Origin of the sequence: Blautia sp. An46 (genome assembly GCF_002161645.1) — a bacterium.
Lineage (GTDB): Bacteria > Bacillota > Clostridia > Lachnospirales > Lachnospiraceae > Blautia > Blautia ornithocaccae.
Genome location: NZ_NFIF01000028.1, coordinates 1 through 21,078 on the forward strand (window position 1 = coordinate 1; position 21,078 = coordinate 21,078).

Here is a 21,078-nt window from a genome sequence, read left to right on the forward strand (position 1 = left end):
CTGAAAATGGTAGAAATTTTTCGACCTAATCTGTCTATGAAAAAGAAACGATTTGTGATCAGCATGAATCCGGAAGAGTTTTTGGAGCAGGTTTTGAATTTTTAAAAAGTCAATTTTTTAAATGAGGGAGGAAAAAGATTCATGCGTACGTCGTGAGGGGAAGGGGGAGCTGGATTGACTTACATATTATATTTTGCTAGAATGTCTTCGGAGGTTTTGCAATGAATTACATTGTGTTTGACTTAGAGTGGAATCAATGCCCCTATGGAAAAGAAAGAGAGAACAAAAAGCTTCCCTTTGAGATCATAGAGATAGGAGCTTTAAAATTAGATGAAAATCGGAATTATGTAGATTCTTTTCATCAGGTAATAAAACCGGTTGTCTATAAAAAACTGCATTATCGTACTAAGGAAATCCTGGATATTAAAGGCTCAGACCTGGAACAGGGGCTCCCTTTTACGGAGGCGGTAAAAAATTTTATGAAATGGTGCGGTCCCAAAGCAAAGTTCTGCACATGGGGTTCCACAGATCTGGTGGAACTTCAGAGAAACATGAAGTACTATCATATGCTGAACTTGCTTAAGGGGCCGATTTTTTATTATGATATACAGAAACTTTTCGGTCTGGTATATGAGGGGCAGCGTACGGCCAGATCCCTGGAAAGCGCTATCGATTACCTGGATATGAAAAAAGACGGGCAGTTTCACAGAGCCCTGAACGATGCATATTACACAGCTGAGATTTTTAGGGATATACCTGAGGGAGAAGCCCAGAAGTACTATTCTATCGACTGCTATCAGAATCCCAAAGGAAGACGAGACCAGATTTATACGGTATTCCCGGAATATTCCAAATTTATATCCAGAGAATTTCCTTCCAAGGAAGAGGCTATGAAAGACCGGGATGTTACCAGGACCAGATGTTTTATCTGCGGCAAGACGGCAAAGAAGAAGATACGCTGGTTTTCCGTGAATACAAAGGCTCATATGTGTCTGGCTTTCTGCCCGGAACACGGCTATTTCAAGGGGAAGGCAAGACTGAAGAAGACGGATGAAGGAAAGTATTATGTGGTAAAAACACTGAAGAAAATTGAGCAGGAGGAAGCTGAGCATATCAGAGAGAAGAGAGATACGCTCAGAAAAAAACGCCGTCAGCGAAGACATCAGGAAAAATAATAGAATTTACGAAGGAGGATTATCAGGCTTTTATGGAAGCGCAGGAAAAACAAGAAGAAAATAAGATGGGTGTCATGCCGGTAAACCGGCTTCTGATCACCATGTCTGTGCCGATGATGATATCTATGCTGGTACAGGCTCTATATAATATCGTAGACAGTATGTTTGTTGCTCAATTAAATGAAAATGCTCTGACAGCAGTTTCTCTGGCCTTTCCTATCCAGAATCTTATGATTTCTGTGGGAGTGGGAACTGGTGTAGGTATTAACGCCCTTTTGTCCAGAAGTCTGGGAGAAAAGGAGTATGACAGGGCCAATAAAACTGCCAATCATGGACTATTGCTGGCTTTTTTAAGCTATGTGGTTTTCGCTGTGGCAGGGCTTCTGGGCAGCGGATTTTTCATGGAGGTTCAGACTGCAGATCCACAGATCATAGCTTACGGCACGGACTATCTCCGCATTTGTACGATCATGTCTTTCGGAATGTTCTTTCAGATTACTTTAGAAAGACTGCTGCAATCTACAGGAAAAACAATCTACACTATGTGGACCCAGATGCTGGGAGCGATCATCAATATCATTATGGATCCTATTATGATCTTTGGCCTGTTTGGATTTCCCAGAATGGAGGTGGCAGGAGCCGCCCTGGCTACAGTTCTGGGACAGATTATTGCAAGCATTGTAGCACTTGTAGTAAACAGAAAGAAAAACCGGGAGCTTCATCTTACCTTCCGGGGATTCCGCGTTTCAAAACAGATCATCCGGAGCATCTATGCAGTGGGTGTGCCGTCTATAGTTATGTCTTCCATCAGTTCAGTGATGACTTTTGGTATGAATAAGATTTTGATCGCCTTTTCTTCTACGGCTACAGCTGTATTCGGTGTTTACTTTAAGCTCCAGAGCTTTGTATTTATGCCAGTCTTTGGCTTGAATAACGGCATGGTGCCCATCGTGGCTTTTAATTACGGAGCAAAGAAGAAAGAGAGGATTAAAAGAACAGTATTTCTTGCCTCCTGTTATGCTACAGGGATCATGCTGCTGGGCATTGCTGTATTCCAGCTGTTTCCGGCCCAGCTTCTGGCAATCTTTAATGCTTCGGAAAATATGGTTCAAATAGGAACTATCGCTCTGCGGCTTATCAGCCTGAGCTTTGTGTTTGCAGGATTTAATATCGTATCCTCTTCTCTGTTCCAGGCCTTGTCCCATGGCATGCTCAGTCTGTGGATGTCTCTGGTGAGACAGCTTTGTGTACTGCTCCCGGCAGGGTATATCCTGTCAAAAATAGGCGGACTGGATGCCGTGTGGTGGGCATTTCCCTTTGCGGAAATTTTTTCTCTGATTCTCAGCCTGGGGTTCAGAAGGTATATTTACCGAAAAGAAATTGATCCTTTAGAGGAGGATTAATAGAGCGGCGTCTCAAAATATTTTTTTCTATATTCTTTTGGAGTGCAGGAATACAGCTCTTTGAAGATTCTGTTAAAGGTCTGCTGGCTGTGATACCCGCACTCCATTGCTATATTGGTGATATTTAAGTCAGTATTGATCAGCAGATATACAGCGTAATCAATTCTGAGAGAATTAATATAATGAAGAAAGCTGACTTTCAGCACATTGGAAAAAATCCGGGAAACCGCATATTTTCCTATACCAAAGGCTGCTGCAACGCTGGCAAGAGAAATATCTTCTGTAAAGTGCTGAGAAATGTAGGCAAGGATATCACTGGTCAGATCTTGGGGCATATACTCCTGATAATCTGCCAGAGAAAGGTAAGGGAAGACACGAATTAGCAGCAATGTAACTAGACTGCTAACAAGTTCGGGGGGGGGGTGTGGGAAGTGCCATAATGTGACGCCTCAAAAAGCCGGTGTTCTGCATACAGCACATCCTCATGGATCTGAGACTTGTGAAGAACAGGATTCTTAGGATATTTCCCTAACAATTGAGTTTTTAGCATGGGCAGCAAATCTACATAACAATTCATAATATGAAGCTGGGTATTTCCAATGGTGGACAGAGTATGATAGTCATGAGGGATATTAGGGAAGACCACAGCAATTTCGCCAGTTTCTATCTGATACTTTTCTGTTCCTATCTGCATTTCTGTTATTCCCTTAACAGCATGTACTACTTCAATATATGGATGAACGTGAAGCGGATATTGCAGCGGATTCGTTTCATTTACGATAAAAAAGAACTTTCTTTACTTTCATAGAACATTTTGCCATATCTCCCTTGCAATAATTGTGTGTTATTTCGACTTAATTAGGAATTATTATACGATAGTATTTGTTATAATGTCAAATAACAGAGGAAAACAAGTGAAAAACTTGTACCTAATGAATAAAAGACTTCCGGTGCGCGCAGGAGAAGTGTTTTAGACATGTGCAGATTGTACAGATATATTAAAGGTTTTGGAAAGGAGATACAATATGCAAAAAAAATATTTAAAAGCAGTCAGTGCATTAATGTGTACGGCTATGTGCGTTTCTCTGGCAGCATGTGGTTCCGGCGGAGGCTCTGATGAAGGCGGATCTGGTTCCGGAACATCAGGAAGCGGCGGATTGGAGATCGCTTATAACCTGACTACAGACGATTTTTCCGTGTTTGAGGATATCATCAATGATTTTTCAGAGGAGACCGGCATTGATGTAACCATTTATAATGGAGGCGATGATTATGAGTCTGCTATGAAAACTCGTATGTCCTCCGGGGATCTTCCAGATATGTGGGTTACCCATGGATGGAGTCTGATCCGTTACAGTGAATATATGATGGATCTTAGCGATCAGGAATGGGTAAGCAATATTGATCCAGGTTTGAAAGAAGTTATTACAAATGATAACGGAGAGCTGTTTATTCTGCCTATTACTCAGGCTGTAGCAGCTATTATGTATAACAAAGATGTACTTACTCAGGCTGGCGTAGATGCTACCCAGATCAGAACCTGGGATGACTTTGCAGCAGCATGCCAGTCTGTTCTTGACAATACAGACGCAGCGCCTATCACCGGTTTTTAATAAAACAAACCAGGTGGCGGATATACTGGGAGCTGGTTTTCTCTGGCTTATATGCTCAGTGCCGGTGGTAACTATCGGGCCGGCTACGGCAGCTTTGTACTATACAGTAGTAAAGGTTGTCCGAAGAAACCGGGAAACTGTGGTAAAATCTTTTTTTCACTCTTTTAAAAACAACCTGGGACAGGGAATAATCCTTACGATTCTATATCTGCTTTACGGAGCGGCCATTGGACTTTACATCCTGGCCGCGCTGGAGGGCAGGATACAGATGAATCCATACATCATCTGTACTCTGGGCATTATTCTGGCATGTCCCTTTTTGTTTACCATAGTTTATATATTTCCAGTAATCTCCCGTTTCCAGGCAGGTTTGATCAGACAGATCCAATATGCACTTTATATGTCCATCAGGCATTTCCCCAGTACAATAGCGTTGCTGGTTTTACTGGCTTTTATGGCTGTTCTGATTTATTTTGTGCCTTTTCTTATGGCAATCCTGCCGGGATTTTATGCTTATCTGGGGTCCTTCTTTATTGAAAGGATTTTTAAGAAATACTTAGCAGAAGAAATAAAAAAATACAAAGACCCAACAGACCTTCCGTGGTACTTGGAGTAAAGGAGGAAAAATGACAAGAGAGATTAGGATTGAAGAAAATGGTTTGCGAGTAAAATTTCTGATCTGTGAGAACGGAGTAGTTGAACTTCAGGATTTTTCTTCTTCTCAGGTCCCTGAAAAAGCCAGGAGTGTAGAAAGAAAAAAGAGCGATCCGGAAAACTATCATCCTGTAATGGAAGTGCAGATCAGCGGAAAAACTACCAGGGGAATGCATGGATATAAACATAATCTCAGCAGTGCTTCCCTGGATTTCCGATATACCGGACATTATTTCGAGGAAAGAGAAAAAGGCAGGGAACTTATTATTTCAATGGCAACAGACTATGGGCTGAAAGGAACTTACCATATGCGGTTTTTTGAGGGGATTCCTGTAGTCCAGACCTGGAGCTGCCTGGAGAATCAGGGAACAGAAGACTTGGGGCTTGAATATGTTTCCTCCTTTATTTATCAGGGGATCAGTGGAAATGGTGAGAAGCCCTACTATGAGAAAACGGAGATTTATGTACCCAGAAACAGCTGGTCCTGTGAGGCTCAGTGGGAAAAGAAAGACATCAGAACAGTCAATCTTTCCGGTATGCCGGTAGATGGCTTTAATACACCGGGATTTGGAATTAACCGTTACTGTTACAGCGGCAGAGGTTCCTGGTCTTCCTGTGAATATCTTCCTATGGGATTTGCCCGCGATACAGAAACGGAAGAAACTTATTGCTTTCAGATTGAGCACTCCGGTCAGTGGCATGTGGAATACGGCTCTGATTTAGAAGGAAAATTATATCTGGCTTTAAGCGGTCCCACAGAGGCGGAGCAGGGATGGTGGAAGAATCTGAAGCCAGGAGAGTCTTTTGCTACAGTTCCGGTGGCCTTTGGAGCAGCAAAGGGGGATGTCAGCCAGGGCGCTGCAGCGCTTACTCAGTACCGCAGAGTAGTTCGAAGAAAAAATGAAGATGATGAGAAACTGTATGTGGTATTTAACGATTATATGAACTGTCTTATGGGAGACCCTACCGATGAAAGGGAAAGAGCCATTATAGATAAGGCTGCGGAAATGGGCTGTGAATACTACTGCCTGGACTGCGGCTGGTATGACAAAGGCTACTGGTGGGACAGAGTAGGAGAATGGAAAGAATCTCCGGAACGTTTTCCAAATGGTCTGAAGGCTGTCTGTGATTATGCCAAGAGCAAGGGTATGAAAATGGGCCTGTGGCTGGAAATCGAGGTCATGGGAACTGCCTGTGAACTGGCTCAGAAACTTCCGGACGATTGGTTTATCTGCCGACATGGAAAACGTCACGTAGATAACAAGCGGTATCTTTTGGACTTCCGGAATCCGGAAGTACGTAAATATTGTATGGATACCATAGACAGGCTGATCCGGGATTACGGAGTAGAATACTTTAAGATGGACTATAATGTGACTATGGGCTATGGCAGCGACTTGAACTCTGACAGCTGTGCAGACGCTATCATGGAACATTATAAATATCTGTATCAGTGGTATGAGGAGATTTTCCGGAAGTACCCGGATCTCATTATTGAAAACTGCGGTTCCGGAGGTCAGAGAATGGACTATGGAATGCTGAAGATCTTAAGCCTTCAGTCTACCAGCGATCAGACAGACTATATTTATAATTCCTATATTGCTGCAAATGTAGCCAGTGCCGTAACCCCGGAACAGGCAGGTATGTGGGTGTATCCCTATGAAGATGACAGAGAGCACACGATTTATAATATGGTAAACGGACTGCTTCTCCGCCCCTATGTCAGCGGCATGGTGTGGAAAATGAGCGGCAGCAATCTGGAGCTTATGAAAGAAGGCATAGATTTATATAAACAGATACGCGGAGAGATTAAAGAGGCGGTGCCCTTCTTCCCATTGAGATTCTGTGATGTGAGAGATTCTGTGCTGGCCTATGGATTAAAAGGGGATAAGAACACTTACCTTGCTGTGTTTATGCCTCATGCCAGAGAGGGAAGCATTCCCATTGATTTTGCGGACCAGGTAGAGGCAGTTTCTGTAATTTATCCGAAAGAGGAAGACTGCAGTTATTGTCTGGGAAATGGAGAGCTGAAGATAGCTATGCCTCAGGAAACTTGTGGACGGCTTTTCAAATTTACATTAAAATAAAGGAAAGTACTTTAAGGAGCAGGAGGAACATCAGGTGAATAAAAATGAATTTGCCCTTACGCCCCCTATGGGCTGGAACAGCTGGGACTGCTATGGGGCGGCAGTAACGGAAAAGGAGCTTCTGCAGAATGCAGATTATATGGCAGAAAACTTAAAGGAGTTTGGATGGGAGTACATAGTCTGCGACATACAGTGGTATGAGCCGGCGGCTGATTCCAGCCACTACCGGAAATTTGCAGATATCTGTATGGATGAATACGGAAGAGCTGTTCCCGCTCCAAATCGTTTTCCTTCAGCGGCAGAAGGCGGCTTTAAAAAGATTGCAGATTATATCCATGAAAAAGGATTAAAATTCGGCATCCATATTATGAGAGGAATTCCCCGCCAGGCAGTGGCGAAAAATACACCTGTAAAGGGGACGCCCTATACGGCCAGGGATATCGCCCATCCTTTCTCTATCTGCTGCTGGAACACAGATATGTACGGTGTGGACACTACAAAACCGGGAGCCCAGGAATATTATAATTCTATTATCGAGCTTTATGCTTCCTGGGGAGTGGATTTTATCAAAGTAGATGATATCTGCGTAAAGTATGGCAGACCAAATGATGAGAGCACTATTGCCTACGGAGGAGACGAGATAGAAATGCTTCGGGCAGCTATTGATACCTGCGGACGGCCTATAGTCCTAAGCCTTTCTCCCGGACCGGCCATGCTGGATAAGGCAGAGCATCTGAGCAGGAATGCCAATATGTGGAGAATCACAAATGATTTCTGGGACCGGTGGACGGACATTATGGAGATGTTTGACCGATGCCATGAGTGGAGCCCTTATGTGGCCCCAGGCTGTTTTCCAGACTGTGACATGCTGCCCTTAGGACATCTGTCTATTAAAGGCTGCGAGCATGGGCTGGGAGAACGCCAGACCCTGCTGTCAAAAGAAGAGCAGAGAACAATGCTGACTCTGTGGTGCATTTTCCGCTCTCCCCTTATGTTGGGATGTGAATTGACAGATATGGATTCCTGGACAAAGAGCCTGGTGACCAATCCGGAGGTTCTGAGTCTGTTGAAAAAAGGAAAAAATGCCAGACAGGTACTCCGTTCCTTCGATTTGATCCTGTGGAAAGCAGAGGATGAGGAAGGAAATATATATGCCGCAGTCTTTAATACAGCAGACTGGGAGGAGCGGTTCAGCGTGAACCTGGAAAAGCTGGGAATAGAGGGAAAAGCAGCTCTCCGTGATATGTGGGAGAGAAGAAATCTGGGAGAAGTGGAGACGAACATTACGGTAACACTGAAGGCCCATGATGCAAAATTATTTAAATTATCTGTAAAGTAAAAAGGTGGAGCTGTCGCATTAATTATGTCAGGTGTATTTATATATTTTATGCGAATTTGCTTAATGAGACAGCTCCTTTATATTAAATGATAAAATACTACATTTTTGTTGTACTACCTCTCCGGCACAATCTCCAGCCAGTATCCATCAGGGTCTTTAATGAAATAAATTCCCATATCCGGATTCTCAAAGCAGATGCATCCCATCTCTTCATGAAGTTTATAGGCCTGGTCGAAATCTGCAGTACGGAAAGCCAGATGGAACTCACAGTCTCCCAGATTGTAATCTCTGTCAAAGTCCCGGAGCCAGGTAAGCTCCAGCTCAAAATCTGTAGTGTCATTTCCAAGATACACAATGATAAAGGAGCCATCTTTTGCCTCTGTGCGGCGTTTTTCTTTCAGACCAAGGGCTTTTTCGTAGAATGCCAGAGAACGGTCTAAATCTCTTACGTTATAGTTTTCGTGGATCATCTGAAACTTCATTTATTTGTCCTCCTTGTCTTCCGGACAGTTCATAATCTGTCCTTCCTTTTCTAGAATCATGATCTCATTTTTATGGGCTTTCCCAGTGGGAGTGGAAAGATATTTTGGAATAACGGAGAAATCTTTCCAGAAGTGCATGGGAAAAGCGTATCTGGTTCTGGTGTTTTCCAGTATATAAGAAAATCCCTTATCGTACCATTCTTCCTGCCTGGGGTCCAGAGGCAGGAACGCGGCAAAAAGCTCCAGGCCTTTCAGTGGTTCGGTATACTTTTTGAAATTCGCTGTCATATTGTTATTGTATTGTTTCGATTCCCCCGGCCATACCCACCAGTTTAAATCCCCAGCATGATAAATGTTTTTGTCTTCTGTGTGTATCAGAAAAGCTACACCGCAGTCTGTGGAATGGAGAGTCTTCACAGTCATAGAACAGGTGGCGCCATTCCAGGTCAAGGTAAGAGATTCCTCAGCTTTCATAAAATGCAGGCCAGATAAGTCCATGTGATCTCTCATGTACCGTCTGGTATCGGAGGAGAGGATGTAATGAATTTCTTTTGGCCCGGTGATATGAAAAATTTCCGGATTAAAATGGTCCTGATGCCGGTGAGAGACAAAGACAAAAAGAGGCTTGTCTTTATCTGTTGCAGGAATTTCTCCCTGGTAATAATCAAAGAGACAGCAGCAATGGGAAAATTCTGCCAGAAAACCGCTGTGACCAATATAAGTTATTCTCATCTGTCAAATCTCCTTGGAGTGTAAAACATTTAACTTTTTTTCTTCTTCCGGGACTTTTTATGTTTTTTAGAACTGAAAGCCCGGCGGATTTTAATGATCAAGAGTACGATATAGAAAATAAATGCACCGGCCAGAAGCCCCAGAGCAGGATACTTCCAACTGGGGAGTCCCTGGAAAATAGACAGGGCTTCCTGGAAAAATCCATCCAGAGAGTTATGATTTACAGTGGAAGAAGAACTGCTGGAGTCTTTTTCTGTTTCTGTAGATGCAGGCTGGCTGTCAGCGGCCTGCTGGCTTTGTCTTTGCTGCAGGTCATAGGTCTGAGCTGCTGTCAGAATTTCCTGGGAAGCCTCCTGACTGGAACTGCTCAGAAGGGTATCCCCATAATAGAAGTCCAGATTCAGTATGTTATTTTCAATTTCCGCCTGGCAGGTAATATCCTGAGAGGGATTTACGGGAACATCTGCAGAAGAGTTCTCTACTGCAGCATCCAGCAGGCCCTGGTCTTTCAGATAAGAAGCCAGGGAATCCGACTCAGCCAGAATCTCCGATGAAAGCTTTAGTTTTTCAAAATTATTGAAACCGTAATCCAGAAGATTTTTCGTGTCATTATAATATTCCGTAGTACCTTTTAAAACAACACAGACAAGGCGCATGGAATTTCTTTCCGCATAAGTCACCAGAGTATTTCCGGCTTTTACTGTATATCCGGTTTTGCCCCCAAGGCATCCTTCATAATAATGCTCCCCCTCTTGGATCATCTGATGATGATTGTTGATCCAGCGCTCTTCCGCTGTAATATTTGTGGGGGGAATGATATAGTATGGGGTTTTGATAATATTCCGGAAAGTTTCATTCTGAAATGCAGCCTGGGCGATGAGAGCCATGTCTCTGGCTGTGGTATAGTGGTCATCGGCATACAGACCATTGGCATTGACAAAATGGGTATTCTTGCATCCCAGCTCCTGGGCCCTCTGGTTCATCATATCTACAAATGCCTGGACGGTCCCGCCGATATATTCTGCCACTCCGGAAGAAACTTCATTGGCAGAGCCCAGGAGGATACCATAAAGACTCTCCTCCATAGACAGAGTTTCCCCTGGCTTAATGCCGATATGAGTGCTTCCTGGCTCGATATTGTTTACCTCGTCGGTAAATGTGATTTCTGTGTCCAGGGGAACCTTTTCAATGGCCAGCATAGCAGTCATGATCTTTGTAATACTGGCAGGCGCCCGTTTTTCGTCAATGCCTTTGGCATATAGGATTTCTCCGGTGTCCAGGTCCATGACGATTCCTGTTTCAGCAATAATCTTCGGGCCCTGAGGCCATCCGGCAATATCGTTGGACTGAATTTCCCATTCGTAGCTTTCGGGCATGGCCGGTTCCTGGGCTTCGGGAGCTTCCGGGCTGTTTTCCTGTACATGCACAGCGGCCCGGGCGTCAGGAGCAGCCGCTAGGAGGCAGACCGTCTGCAGATTCATAGATAAGACCGCAGTCAGCAGCAGGACGGCGGCTTTTTGCTTTTTGGCTTTCATATTATAAGTATCCTCTTTCGTTCATTGCTTTTGGATTTTCTTGAATTATTATATGCGATTTTTTTATTTATAGCAATGTATAAAAGAAGAAAACTGCCCCGCAATACAAGTGCTGAGGCAGTTTTCTTCTTTTTGTATAAGATTATAAGAATTTAAAGTCCGAAAGTATGCATCAGCCAGGACTGAAGGAGCCTTATCCAGCTCTGGCAGCTTTCTTCTATAGTGTTTGGGTCTCCATTGCAGATGCTTTCTGTTGCCAGACTCAGACCGTGCATACCGCATGGGTACAGATGATATTCTACAGGGATTCCGGCTTTCCCTAAAGCTTCTGCAAAACGAAAGGAATTCCAGAACGGCACGGTATCATCCGAAAAAGTATGCCACAGAAAAGTAGGGGGAACAAGATCCGTTACCTGATTTTCCAGGGACATTTTTTCTTTCAGGCGTTCATAAGAATTTCCCAGAAGGTTTTGGATACTTTCGGTATGGGCAATGGAATCTTCGGAACTGATCACCGGATAGCAGAGAACAAGTCCCTGAGGCTTGAGGCAGCCGCTGCTGCATCCGGCGGCGTCTGCCATATGCTTTTCCTGCCAGAACACGCCGTAACTGGCAGCCAGATGTCCTCCGGCAGAAAATCCCATGATGATAATCTTGTCAGGATTGATATGCCACTGTGCAGCGTGCTCTCTAAGATATTTGACGGATAAAGCAAGTTCATGGAGGGACGTAGGATAAGTGGCCGGTGCGCAGGAATACCGAAGAATCGCAGCATGATAGCCGATGCTGTTTATCTGAAGCGCTACCGGTTCGGCCTCTCTGTTTGAAGTCATGGCATAAGAGCCGCCGGGGAGGATCACCACCAAAGGACGGGTCCAGTCGGTTTTGGCATTTATATAATCTTCCAGGATATAAGTGTCCAGATGGGTATCCGCTGCGGAGCCATCTGTCTGTATAGGAATACGTTTACAGATCATTTTAAAATTTAACAGACTATTGTGATAATCTGTTCTCCTTTCGCCTGTTATAAATAAAGTTATGAATGACTTAGAACATTCAAGGTATAGTCATGGAGCATCTCTTTACGCTGGGTGTCGTAGTTCAGAAAATGCGAGTAGAAGATATCCAGCATGATAAGGATTGGGAACTGGGGGGAAATGGCTTTCCCGTTTTCCAGGTTTTCACGTAACGCAAGCAGCACAACTTCATCACAAAATTCAAACTGCTGGGGCTCTCTGTGAGAAGTCATCAGTATGACAATGGCGCCGGCTGCTTTTGCCGCCTTTAAAGACGTCATGACTTCAGGAGTTTTGCTGCTGATACTGATCCCGATCACTACACAAGTATCGTCTAACAGTACGGAATTCATTTTCATTACATGGTTGTCGGAGATGGCCTCTATGTTTAAGCCGATACGCATAAAGCGGAGTTTCATCTCCTGAGCGGCTAATCCGGAACTGCCCTTTCCATATACGTAAAATCTTTTCTGTTTTGCAAAAATTTCGCAGATCCTGTTTAGCTGGGCGTTATCTACTAATGCATAGCTTTTATTTAAAAGTTCCTGATAGGTATCTAAAACCTGGGTGGTAGAATTATCTGTGATCAAAGGAGTGACCTTTTCACTTAACCCTTCCTTATAGTAGAATACAAACTCACGATAGCCTTTATATCCGCATTTTTTTGCAAATCTGGAAAGAGACGGTTCGGATACAAAAAGTAAAGAAGAAATATTTTTTGCCGAAAAGTCCATGCACTGGTGATTGTGAATGAAAAAATCCGCTATGTTTTTTTCCGTAGGCGACAGAGACGCATAAATTGCTTCAATCTGCGGTACGATACTTTTTTTATAGTTAGACATATAGTTCAGTTTCCCTCTTTCTGGCTTTAAAATGATAAAAAGCGCCTAACATTCCCGCACGATTTTGATTTTGAGCGAATTTAAGCGTAGTTTTCTCGGCAATAGAATGGAGCAAATATTTATCTACAGCCACTCTGATTTTATCATATAACATCTGTTTTTGCACCATAATTCCTCCGCCGAGTACGACGATTTCAGGATTCAATACATAACAGATATTTGCGATACCCATACCGAGACAGTTGACCATCCGGTCAATCTCTTCTATACAATCTGTATCTCCATTTCGGGCAAGATCAAAAATCTTTTTTCCGGTAAGAGAACCCGGGGAAAGCTTCTTTCTTTTTTCCGCGTTTCGGACAAGGACACTGGCGGCGGCCATATCCTGAAAAGCGCCGCCGGGCAGCAGCATATAGCCGACCTCACAGCCGCTGCCGGAAAAACCATGAAATACACGGCCTTTTTCAACAAAGGCGCCTCCGATACCTGTGCCAATAGTAAGACAGAGACAAGAGGAAGCGCCTTTGGCAGCACCGGCGAAATATTCTGCGAGAGCAGCGCAGTTGACGTCATTTTCAACTTCACAGGGGAGCCCAAACTGCTGCTCAAAGATAGCTTTAACAGGAGTTCCTGTATATTCAGGAATCAATGAGGAGGCATAGGTGATGGAGCCTGCATCGCAGTCTACCATGCCAGCTGTGGAGATGCAGATCCCGTATATATCCTTATACTCTTTTAAAAGCCGTGACGTAAGCTCCACAGCCCGGGTGATGATGGAAGGGCCGCCCAGCCATGCCTGGGTAGGGAAGGAGCTGTCCATTAAAAAACCGGAATTTTCGGAATATACTCCATATTTAACAGAGGTTCCGCCGATATCAATACAAAGATAAGTTTTCATCTATGTTCCTCCTGTGCTGCCTGTTCTTTAGCGGCAATATTTTTCGATGGCGTTTTTGATCATATCTGCAGCTTCCCGGGCGATGGGGATATCGGAAGGTATCAGATTTGTCAGCGGTTCGCGGACACCCCCGATATCCAGAGAGCCGTTTATCCGAAGTACTTCTTTGATCATTGCGTACATATTTCCATGTCCGGAGCAGAGTTTGTAAATGATAGAGTTTACATCATATTGGAGTTTCTTCGCTTCTTCCAGCCTTCCCTCGTTGATCCATTCATTTTCTTTCAGGATCAGTTCCGGCATAGCTCCATAGGTACCGCCGATACCTCCGTCGGCGCCCATGATCCGTCCGCTGATCAGCTGTTCGTCCGGACCGTTAAATACGGTAAAATCTTCGCCGCCCAGGGATTTAAAGATCTGAATATCCTGTACAGGCATAGAGGAGTTTTTCACGCCTTTTACCTGAGGATTTTTCAGCATTTCATGAAGAAGGCTTTGGGTAAGGGCGGTGCCTGCAAGCTGAGGAATATTGTAGATGATAAAGTCTGTGTTTGGTGCAGCGGAGCTGATACTGTTCCAGTATGCAGCGATAGAATATTCAGGAAGACGGAAGTAAATAGGCGGGATCGCAGCAATAGCGTCTACCCCCAGGCTTTCTGCGTGACGGGCCAGTTCCATGCTGTCTTTTGTATTGTTGCAGGCAACATGAGCGATAACGGTAAGTTTTCCTTTGGCTTCCTTCATTACATTTTCCAATGTGATCTTCCGATCTTCCACACTCTGATAGATACATTCGCCTGAAGAACCGCATACATAAACGCCTTTTACGCCTTTCTCAATAAAATATTTCGTGAGACTGCGTACTCTTTCAGGACTTACTTCTCCCTTCTCGTCATAGCAGGCATAAAAAGCCGGGAAGATTCCCTGATATTTTGGATTACTCATTATATTTTCCTCCTTATATTTTTATTTCATCTATTGCCTAAGAACATTTCTCTAAAGCTTCGGCAAAGCGCTTGGTGATCAGTTGCGGTCTGGTGATAATAGAACCGACGACAACGCTGTAGCAGCCAAGATCGATGACCCGGCGGGCTTTTTCGGGAGTATCAATATTTCCCTCTGCAATTACCGGATGAGAGACTTCTTTGAGTATCCGGCGTATGATTTCAAAGTCGTTGTGTTCAATTCTGTCTCCCTGGCTTTCTTCTGTATATCCTACCAGCGTAGTACCTATAAAATCGAAGCCGAGTTTATCAGCGGCGAGAGCTTCTTCTATTGTAGAACAATCTGCCATCAGAAGCTGCTCGGGGTATTTATTTCGTATCTGGCGGTAAAGTTCTTCCAGAGAAAGTCCGTTAGGACGGGGTCTTGGAGTTGCGTCTAAAGCGATGATCTCAGGATGTGCAGGCATCAGTTCATCTACTTCTTTTAAAGTAGGGGTTATGTATACGCTGCTGTCTGGGTAATCTCGTTTTATGATCCCGATCACAGGCAGAGATACATTCTTTTTAATTTCTATAATGTCTTCCGGAGTATTTGCGCGGATCCCGGCTGCGCCTCCTTCCAGGGCGGCTGCCGCCATACGTCCCATTATATAAGAAGAATGCAGAGGCTCATTTGAAAGCGCCTGGCAGGAGACGATCAGATGGCTGCGCAGGGAGATGATCCGAGGGTTTTTCATAGGATCCATGATCCTCCTCCTTTCTAAGAAATATTTGATATCTATATTATAAAAAAATAGAAAATAAATTCAATATAACGGAGATATATAGAAAAAACATTCACAGTAATTGTGAAAAGTACATAAAAATAGGTGAGTAAAAAGGTAAAGAAATATACAGATAATATAAAGATGGAAAGTACTTTCTAAAATATGAAATATAATTGAAAAAAGTTTAAATAGTTGTTATAGTTTAGAAAAAGATTCGGAGAAAAAAATCAGGAAAGGAGAAGAATCTATGAACAAGAAAAACACGAAATTTGCCTATGCGATCAATGCGCCTCTTATTATCTATCTGGCATGTGTCTTACTTGGCCCTATTATCTGGGGGATATGGATGAGTTTTACAAACAAAACAATAGGAGGCAGCGCAACCTTTATAGGACTGGACAATTATATAAATCTCCTGGCAGATCCGGAATACCGGAGATCTATCATCAACACACTGGTATTTACTTTCTTTTCAATTATAGGAAAATGTTTTTTTGGTATTTTAATGGCTTTAGCTCTTAATATCAAATTTAAAGGAAGAAATATTGTAAGAGCATTATTGATGATTCCGTGGACTCTGCCCAATATCGTAGCAGTATTGAACTGGAGATGGATATTCAGCTCTACAGGAGGCATTGCAAATTATCTTCTGAAATCTCTTCATATTATTGATAAAGACCTGATATGGTTTGGATCCGCCGGCTTAGCCATGGCTACGGTTATTATAGCGAATATATGGAGAGGTACTCCATTTTTTGGGGTCTCTATCCTTGCTAAGCTTCAGACGATCTCTCAGGATGGATATGAGGCGGCTGCCATTGACGGGGCAAACATGTGGCAGAGATTCTGGTACATCACTTTACCGGAGATCAAAGATGTTATTTTGTTATCGACTTTAATGTCTACTATATGGACGCTGAATGAATTTGAATCTGTATGGCTGCTGACAGGCGGCGGTCCTAACGGAGCCACAGAAGTTATGAACGTATTCAGCTATCAGACGGCAATGAAGAGCATGATGTTAGGAAAAGGTATTGCAGTTTCTATCCTGGCTATGCCGGTTCTGCTTATACTGATCAGCCTGCTGACCAGAAGAATGATCGCAAAAGAAGATTAACAGAAGGAGGAAATCAGAATGAAACAGAAAAAAAGTGTGAAAATTTTAAGCCGGTTATTCATTATCCTCTGTCTGATCGTGGCCTTAGCGCCTATTTACTGGATGCTGAATACCTCCTTAAAAGGACAGGCAGAAATTTACAGCAAAGTTCCCACATTAATTCCTCAGCATCCCAGCCTGGATGCGTACAAATATCTGCTGACAGAAACAAACTTTTTGACAGGTATCCGAAACAGTCTGATCGTAGCGATCTTTGTTTCCCTTTTCTCTATAGTGATCGCATATCCTGCAGCATATGCCATTGCCAGGATTAAGTTCAGAGGAAAACGTACATTTTCCAAAGCGATTTTGTTTACATACCTGCTTCCTACTTCTATCCTGTATATTCCGTTATATATACTGGTTGCGAATTGCGGACTGACGGACAATATTCTGGGACTGATGCTGATCTATCCTACGTTCACTCTTCCATATGTGGCGTGGGTGCTGATCCCCCATATTTCCTCAATCCCATATGATCTGGATGAAGCGGCTATTGTAGACGGCTGCGGAAGGCTCCGTGTAATGTATCAGATCGTATTTCCGCTGGCACTGCCGGGGATTATTTCTACGACGATCTTTGCATTTGCAATGTGCTGGGGCGAATATCTCTATGCATTGGTAAACATTACAAAGACTTCTATGCAGACCTTCCCTCTGGTGATCTCCGGACTGATCTTCGGCGATATGTATCCCTGGGATCAGTTGATGGCCGGTGCGATCCTGGCCAGCGTGCCGATCCTGATCATTTACATACTGGCGAACAGCTCTCTGGTAGGCGGACAGACAGCAGGAGGCGTAAAAGGCTGATACGGTAGAAAGATTATTAAAGGAAACTATTATAAAATTATTTATATTAAAAGGAGGATTCATATGAAACTTAAAAAAGTTGCAGCATTAGGAATGGCCGCCCTTATGGCAGCTTCACTGGGAGCGTGCGGCGGAAGCGGAGAAGGCGACGGCGGAGCAAAAGCGGATTCAAAATCCCTGACAGTCTGGATCGAGAAGGTTTTCAGCGATGAAGCCAATACGGCTATGGAAGAAAGGATTAAGAGTTTTGCCGAAGAGAACGACGTAAATGTGAACTATGAGTTTATTTCCGCTACAGATTTTGTGACAAAGCTGAATGCAGCTATTGAGGCCGGAAGTAATATACCGGATATCACTACCGGAGCAGTGACAAAGGTAGTCAACTATTACCCAAGCAATCCCTATATGGACGTGACAGACCTGGTAGATGAAATTAATGCAGAACGGCCTTATATGCAGTCTATTTATGAAGGAAGCAAGATTGAGGGCAAAAATTATTTCGTACCTATGACCAGTTCTTCGACGGTGATGTTCATCAGAAAAGATAAACTGGAAGAAGCTGGAATCACGGAGGTTCCACAGACATGGGATGAAGTATTTGAGGTGGCCGAGAAAATTTCTGATCCTGACAATGGATTTTACGGACTTGGTATGGGCTGCGGACCTACAGATGAAGACGCAGAAAATATGTTCCGCATGATCATGTGGAATCAGGGAGGCTATGTTTTTGATAAAGATGGCAATATTACCTTAGACAATGATGCGGCAAAAGAATGGCTGGAGAAGTACAAAGAGCTTTATGATAAAGAGGTGATCCCGCCAGCAGCATCTACCTGGGATTCCGGCGGAAATAATACTTCTTATCTTATGGGAGAGTCAGGCATTGTGTTCAACGCACCGACATTATACAATACTATGGCCACAGATGAGGCAAATAAGGAACTTTTGGAAAATACAGAAGTAGTGAACCTTCCGGCGGGCAGTGATAATAATACAACTATGGGATTTGCCGCAGGTTTATCTATCATGGAAGGCTGCAAAAATGTAGATCTTGCCAAGGACCTGATCAGATACTGTATGGACGATGAGTGGTATAACGAATATCTGGAGATCACGGCTCCTGTATATGCGCCGGTATTCCAGGATTCTGTAGGAAATGGCATTTGGGCAGAAGGAATTAATGCGCAGGTAGTCAGCTATGCAGAAAATGCATTGGGATATTATGGATATCCGGTTGAAAGTATTCAGGGAAGAGCAATAGCAGCAAAAAATATGTTCACATTCCCAATGTCAAAAATGCTTAATCAGGTAGTGACCGGAGCGGAGGACGCAGATGGAGCTATTGCAGGAGCTATTTCTGCAATCGAAGAAGTACAGGGAACCGTAGAGTAGGAGAAAGGCTGGAAGCATTATGAAAAAAACAGTATGGCTGAATTTAGATGAAAATAAAGTAGACGTGACTTATCTGGATAAGCGATTTGCAGAAAGCGGCTATGAATTTATCAAATGTCCCATCGATACAGGCGATGAAGAGAAAACCATAGAAATGGGAAAAAAAGCAGATGCGGTTATCAGCACCTGGGAGCCCTGGAATGAACGGACTCTGGAAGCAGTAAAGGATAAAGTTCAGTATATTGTAAGATATGGGGCAGGAACCGATAACATTGATATTCCCGCGGCAACCAGAGCAGGGATCCCTGTGGGAAATGTGCCGGGAGCGAATTCAGCGGCGGTTGCCGAGACTGCTATACTTCATATCCTGAATGTAGGACGGAGATTTGCCCATTGTGTGGAAGGCGTGAGAAAAGGAATCTGGCCTTCTACTATCACAGGAACAGAATTAGATGGCAAAACTGTAGGACTTTTGGGATTTGGACATATCGGAAAGCAGCTTGTCCGGATGATGAAAGGCTTTGATGTGAAAGTTCTGGTATACGACGCTTATATCCAGGATAAGGATTCTGAAAAGTGGGGCGTTACTTTCGTAGAAAACCAGGATGAGATCTTTAAAAACAGCGATATTGTAAGTCTGCATATACCGCTGACGGAAGAAACCCAGGGCAGTATTAATAAGGAAAAATTTGCCTTGATGAAAAAATCCGCATATCTTATCAATACCTGCAGAGGCGGCGTCATCAATGAGGAGGACTTAATAGAAGCCCTGAAAACCGGACAGATCGCCGGGGCGGGCCTGGACGTTCTCTGCCAGGAACCGCCCAAGAAAGACAATCCTCTTCTCCAAATGGAAAATGTTTTTGTTACCTCGCATATGGGAGCTGCTTCACTGGAAAGCGAGCATCGCTCACAGGTGATCATCGCAGACTGTATTGATGAGTTTTTCAGCGGGAAAATGCCTTATAATGTAAAAAATCCTGAGGTGAAGGGCAACTAAAATCATAAGAGTCTCAAAAAGAAATGATAAAAAATAGTGTTAAGTTTTAGATCTGGAATCTGCAACTTAACGCTATTTTTTATTTCTGTGGTCAATGAGTCAGGGGACAAGTGTTGCATTACCAGTGATTTTGAATACTATATCAACGTTAATGCTGACTGCGAAAATATTCTACGAGATCATATACCAGTTGAATTTCTTTATCTGTAAGATGAGAAATATCCATTGAAGTGTGACTGGAGAGTCCAAGCAAATAGTCTGTTGAAACATGAAATAATTGGGCGAGTAAATCCACAGCATAATTTGCAAACAAGTCAGCGAGAAGGAGAGACGGATTATATAAATTATCAGAAACAAGATGGTAGTATGAATGAAACAAGTATTTGATAATATTGGGAAAATAACTGCAACAAGCCACACAATGGTACAGAAGGCTAAAGGCATAGAAGATATTACAGGATTAAAAGCACAAATTTTAGATGAGCAGAAGAAAAGGGATAGTTATTATACGAATTTGGGAAGAGAATACTATGATTTAAAGGGAAGGGAAGCGCTTCCTGAATTACAGGAATTAATTGAAATGATCACAAAGAGCAGCCAAAGGATAGAGGAACTTCATAAATCTATCAGTACTATTGAGAATATAAAAACTTGTCCGGTGTGTGGGCAAGCTCTAAATGATGGTACATTATTTTGCTCAGGGTGCGGTACTAAAATCTCTCAACCAGAAGACAGTAACAGTGATATACAAAAAATAGAGACTAAACCATGCATTAATTGCGGGTGTGAAATTTCGACAGACGCAGTTTTTTGTACAAAATGCGGAATAAAACAGATTTGAAGGAGCTGTAAAAAGAGGATTATCTGCATATTGCAAATAGAAAACACATATGCTATAATGCCGATAGGCTAAGAGATATGAGGTATCCATGTTGGACACCGACGAAAACCCCGGAGACGCAACCTCCGGGGTTTTCTCTGCCGTTTTTATGGTGGCTTAAGCCATAGGCTGGTTACCTGTGTTTTTTATCTCTGTCCAGCCATTTGCAGATGAGATGGCTAATCACTGTCGTTCTTTTCAAAACCCCTTGACAACCGGTCAAAAGACTCAGTATAATAATTCCGTACTTGAAAAAAACTGAGATGGAGACAGTATTTGACCAGTCCAAAGTTCCAGAGAGCCGGGGAGGGTGGAATCCCGGTACGAGTAGGGGCCAAAGAAAATCACTCCGG

General features: G+C 43.3%; 21 protein-coding genes. 11 read left to right on the plus strand and 10 right to left on the minus strand.

The features are described from left to right. Positions 1-221 precede the first annotated feature (221 nt). Positions 222-1,175: a 3'-5' exonuclease gene (locus B5G00_RS16995; RefSeq protein ID WP_087274851.1), complete on the plus strand. Its 954-nt coding sequence runs from the start codon at positions 222-224 to the stop codon at positions 1,173-1,175. A gap of 32 nt (positions 1,176-1,207) precedes the next feature. Continuing rightward, positions 1,208-2,578, plus strand: coding sequence for an MATE family efflux transporter (locus tag B5G00_RS17000; RefSeq protein ID WP_087274852.1), 1,371 nt, complete (start codon positions 1,208-1,210; stop codon positions 2,576-2,578). On the opposite strand, the gene B5G00_RS17005 is transcribed toward B5G00_RS17000, so the two are convergent. Together B5G00_RS17005 and B5G00_RS17010 are read right to left on the minus strand one after the other, a co-directional pair. Then, the gene (locus tag B5G00_RS17005; RefSeq protein ID WP_087274853.1) at positions 2,575-2,967 is read right to left on the minus strand and encodes a helix-turn-helix transcriptional regulator; all 393 of its coding nucleotides are present in this window, start codon (positions 2,965-2,967) and stop codon (positions 2,575-2,577) included. The genes B5G00_RS17000 and B5G00_RS17005 overlap by 4 nt on opposite strands. 5 nt (positions 2,968-2,972) lie before the next feature. Then, positions 2,973-3,359, minus strand: coding sequence for a cupin domain-containing protein (locus B5G00_RS17010; RefSeq protein WP_087274854.1), 387 nt, complete (start codon positions 3,357-3,359; stop codon positions 2,973-2,975). Between the two features lie 244 nt (positions 3,360-3,603). On the opposite strand from B5G00_RS17010, the gene B5G00_RS17015 reads away from it, so the two are divergent. Genes B5G00_RS17015 through B5G00_RS17030 form a run of 4 tightly spaced genes read left to right on the plus strand, consistent with a single transcriptional unit; the run spans position 3,604 to position 8,271 of the window. After that, positions 3,604-4,191 carry an ABC transporter substrate-binding protein gene (locus B5G00_RS17015; RefSeq protein ID WP_087274855.1) on the plus strand — a complete coding sequence of 196 codons (588 nt, stop codon included), beginning with the start codon at positions 3,604-3,606 and terminating at the stop codon, positions 4,189-4,191. Then, positions 4,154-4,807: a YesL family protein gene (locus B5G00_RS17020; RefSeq protein WP_162613524.1), complete on the plus strand. Its 654-nt coding sequence runs from the start codon at positions 4,154-4,156 to the stop codon at positions 4,805-4,807. Before B5G00_RS17015 ends, B5G00_RS17020 begins: the two co-directional genes overlap by 38 nt. Positions 4,808-4,817: 10 nt before the next feature. Beyond that, the gene (locus B5G00_RS17025) at positions 4,818-6,932 is read left to right on the plus strand and encodes a glycoside hydrolase family 36 protein (protein WP_087274857.1); all 2,115 of its coding nucleotides are present in this window, start codon (positions 4,818-4,820) and stop codon (positions 6,930-6,932) included. Between the two features lie 34 nt (positions 6,933-6,966). Beyond that, entirely contained in the window at positions 6,967-8,271 is a 1,305-nt protein-coding gene (locus tag B5G00_RS17030; protein WP_204247351.1) for a glycoside hydrolase family 27 protein, read from the plus strand. Positions 8,272-8,384: 113 nt separating this feature from the next. On the opposite strand, the gene B5G00_RS17035 is transcribed toward B5G00_RS17030, so the two are convergent. The 8 genes from B5G00_RS17035 to B5G00_RS17070 all read right to left on the minus strand — a co-directional run bounded on the left by B5G00_RS17035 (position 8,385) and on the right by B5G00_RS17070 (position 15,466). Next, the gene (locus B5G00_RS17035; RefSeq protein ID WP_087274858.1) at positions 8,385-8,753 is read right to left on the minus strand and encodes a VOC family protein; all 369 of its coding nucleotides are present in this window, start codon (positions 8,751-8,753) and stop codon (positions 8,385-8,387) included. After that, the gene (locus tag B5G00_RS17040; RefSeq protein ID WP_087274859.1) at positions 8,754-9,485 is read right to left on the minus strand and encodes an MBL fold metallo-hydrolase; all 732 of its coding nucleotides are present in this window, start codon (positions 9,483-9,485) and stop codon (positions 8,754-8,756) included. Positions 9,486-9,514: 29 nt separating this feature from the next. Further along, on the minus strand, positions 9,515-11,020 hold the full coding sequence (locus B5G00_RS17045) for a D-alanyl-D-alanine carboxypeptidase family protein (protein WP_242971406.1): 1,506 nt from the start codon (positions 11,018-11,020) through the stop codon (positions 9,515-9,517). 152 nt (positions 11,021-11,172) lie between these two features. After that, positions 11,173-11,997, minus strand: a complete 825-nt coding sequence (locus B5G00_RS17050; RefSeq protein WP_087274860.1) for an alpha/beta hydrolase — start codon at positions 11,995-11,997, stop codon at positions 11,173-11,175. A gap of 59 nt (positions 11,998-12,056) precedes the next feature. Further along, the gene (locus B5G00_RS17055) at positions 12,057-12,878 is read right to left on the minus strand and encodes a MurR/RpiR family transcriptional regulator (RefSeq protein WP_087274861.1); all 822 of its coding nucleotides are present in this window, start codon (positions 12,876-12,878) and stop codon (positions 12,057-12,059) included. Then, the gene (locus B5G00_RS17060) at positions 12,871-13,776 is read right to left on the minus strand and encodes an ROK family protein (RefSeq protein WP_087274862.1); all 906 of its coding nucleotides are present in this window, start codon (positions 13,774-13,776) and stop codon (positions 12,871-12,873) included. The genes B5G00_RS17055 and B5G00_RS17060 overlap by 8 nt, the downstream gene beginning before the upstream one ends. Positions 13,777-13,803: 27 nt before the next feature. Then, a complete protein-coding gene (locus tag B5G00_RS17065; RefSeq protein ID WP_087274863.1) occupies positions 13,804-14,721 on the minus strand; it encodes a dihydrodipicolinate synthase family protein in 918 nt (305 codons plus the stop codon). A gap of 37 nt (positions 14,722-14,758) precedes the next feature. Further along, positions 14,759-15,466, minus strand: coding sequence for an N-acetylmannosamine-6-phosphate 2-epimerase (locus B5G00_RS17070; RefSeq protein ID WP_330396403.1), 708 nt, complete (start codon positions 15,464-15,466; stop codon positions 14,759-14,761). 268 nt (positions 15,467-15,734) lie between these two features. Between B5G00_RS17070 and B5G00_RS17075 the strand changes: the two genes are divergently transcribed. The 5 genes from B5G00_RS17075 to B5G00_RS17095 all read left to right on the plus strand — a co-directional run bounded on the left by B5G00_RS17075 (position 15,735) and on the right by B5G00_RS17095 (position 20,686). Next, positions 15,735-16,604 (plus strand): carbohydrate ABC transporter permease, encoded by an 870-nt coding sequence (locus B5G00_RS17075; protein WP_087274864.1) that lies wholly within the window; start codon positions 15,735-15,737, stop codon positions 16,602-16,604. 18 nt (positions 16,605-16,622) lie between these two features. After that, positions 16,623-17,453, plus strand: coding sequence for a carbohydrate ABC transporter permease (locus tag B5G00_RS17080; RefSeq protein ID WP_087274865.1), 831 nt, complete (start codon positions 16,623-16,625; stop codon positions 17,451-17,453). A 63-nt stretch (positions 17,454-17,516) separates the two neighbouring features. Next, positions 17,517-18,845, plus strand: coding sequence for an ABC transporter substrate-binding protein (locus B5G00_RS17085; protein WP_087274866.1), 1,329 nt, complete (start codon positions 17,517-17,519; stop codon positions 18,843-18,845). Positions 18,846-18,864: 19 nt separating this feature from the next. Beyond that, positions 18,865-19,845: an NAD(P)-dependent oxidoreductase gene (locus tag B5G00_RS17090; protein ID WP_087274867.1), complete on the plus strand. Its 981-nt coding sequence runs from the start codon at positions 18,865-18,867 to the stop codon at positions 19,843-19,845. A gap of 370 nt (positions 19,846-20,215) precedes the next feature. Beyond that, a complete protein-coding gene (locus B5G00_RS17095; protein WP_087274868.1) occupies positions 20,216-20,686 on the plus strand; it encodes a zinc ribbon domain-containing protein in 471 nt (156 codons plus the stop codon). Positions 20,687-21,078: the final 392 nt, after the last annotated feature.

Excerpts from the sequence above, each read along its gene's own strand:
- B5G00_RS16995 (WP_087274851.1), top strand. The coding sequence starts at position 222 with ATGAATTACATTGTGTTTGACTTAGAGTGGAATCAATGCCCCTATGGA.
- B5G00_RS17000 (WP_087274852.1), top strand. The coding sequence starts at position 1,208 with ATGGAAGCGCAGGAAAAACAAGAAGAAAATAAGATGGGTGTCATGCCG.
- B5G00_RS17015 (WP_087274855.1), top strand. The coding sequence starts at position 3,604 with ATGCAAAAAAAATATTTAAAAGCAGTCAGTGCATTAATGTGTACGGCT.
- B5G00_RS17025 (WP_087274857.1), top strand. The coding sequence starts at position 4,818 with ATGACAAGAGAGATTAGGATTGAAGAAAATGGTTTGCGAGTAAAATTT.
- B5G00_RS17035 (WP_087274858.1), bottom strand. The coding sequence starts at position 8,753 with ATGAAGTTTCAGATGATCCACGAAAACTATAACGTAAGAGATTTAGAC.
- B5G00_RS17040 (WP_087274859.1), bottom strand. The coding sequence starts at position 9,485 with ATGAGAATAACTTATATTGGTCACAGCGGTTTTCTGGCAGAATTTTCC.
- B5G00_RS17045 (WP_242971406.1), bottom strand. The coding sequence starts at position 11,020 with ATGAAAGCCAAAAAGCAAAAAGCCGCCGTCCTGCTGCTGACTGCGGTC.
- B5G00_RS17050 (WP_087274860.1), bottom strand. The coding sequence starts at position 11,997 with ATGATCTGTAAACGTATTCCTATACAGACAGATGGCTCCGCAGCGGAT.
- B5G00_RS17055 (WP_087274861.1), bottom strand. The coding sequence starts at position 12,878 with ATGTCTAACTATAAAAAAAGTATCGTACCGCAGATTGAAGCAATTTAT.
- B5G00_RS17060 (WP_087274862.1), bottom strand. The coding sequence starts at position 13,776 with ATGAAAACTTATCTTTGTATTGATATCGGCGGAACCTCTGTTAAATAT.
- B5G00_RS17065 (WP_087274863.1), bottom strand. The coding sequence starts at position 14,721 with ATGAGTAATCCAAAATATCAGGGAATCTTCCCGGCTTTTTATGCCTGC.
- B5G00_RS17070 (WP_330396403.1), bottom strand. The coding sequence starts at position 15,466 with ATGGATCCTATGAAAAACCCTCGGATCATCTCCCTGCGCAGCCATCTG.
- B5G00_RS17075 (WP_087274864.1), top strand. The coding sequence starts at position 15,735 with ATGAACAAGAAAAACACGAAATTTGCCTATGCGATCAATGCGCCTCTT.
- B5G00_RS17080 (WP_087274865.1), top strand. The coding sequence starts at position 16,623 with ATGAAACAGAAAAAAAGTGTGAAAATTTTAAGCCGGTTATTCATTATC.
- B5G00_RS17085 (WP_087274866.1), top strand. The coding sequence starts at position 17,517 with ATGAAACTTAAAAAAGTTGCAGCATTAGGAATGGCCGCCCTTATGGCA.
- B5G00_RS17090 (WP_087274867.1), top strand. The coding sequence starts at position 18,865 with ATGAAAAAAACAGTATGGCTGAATTTAGATGAAAATAAAGTAGACGTG.
- B5G00_RS17095 (WP_087274868.1), top strand. The coding sequence starts at position 20,216 with ATGAAACAAGTATTTGATAATATTGGGAAAATAACTGCAACAAGCCAC.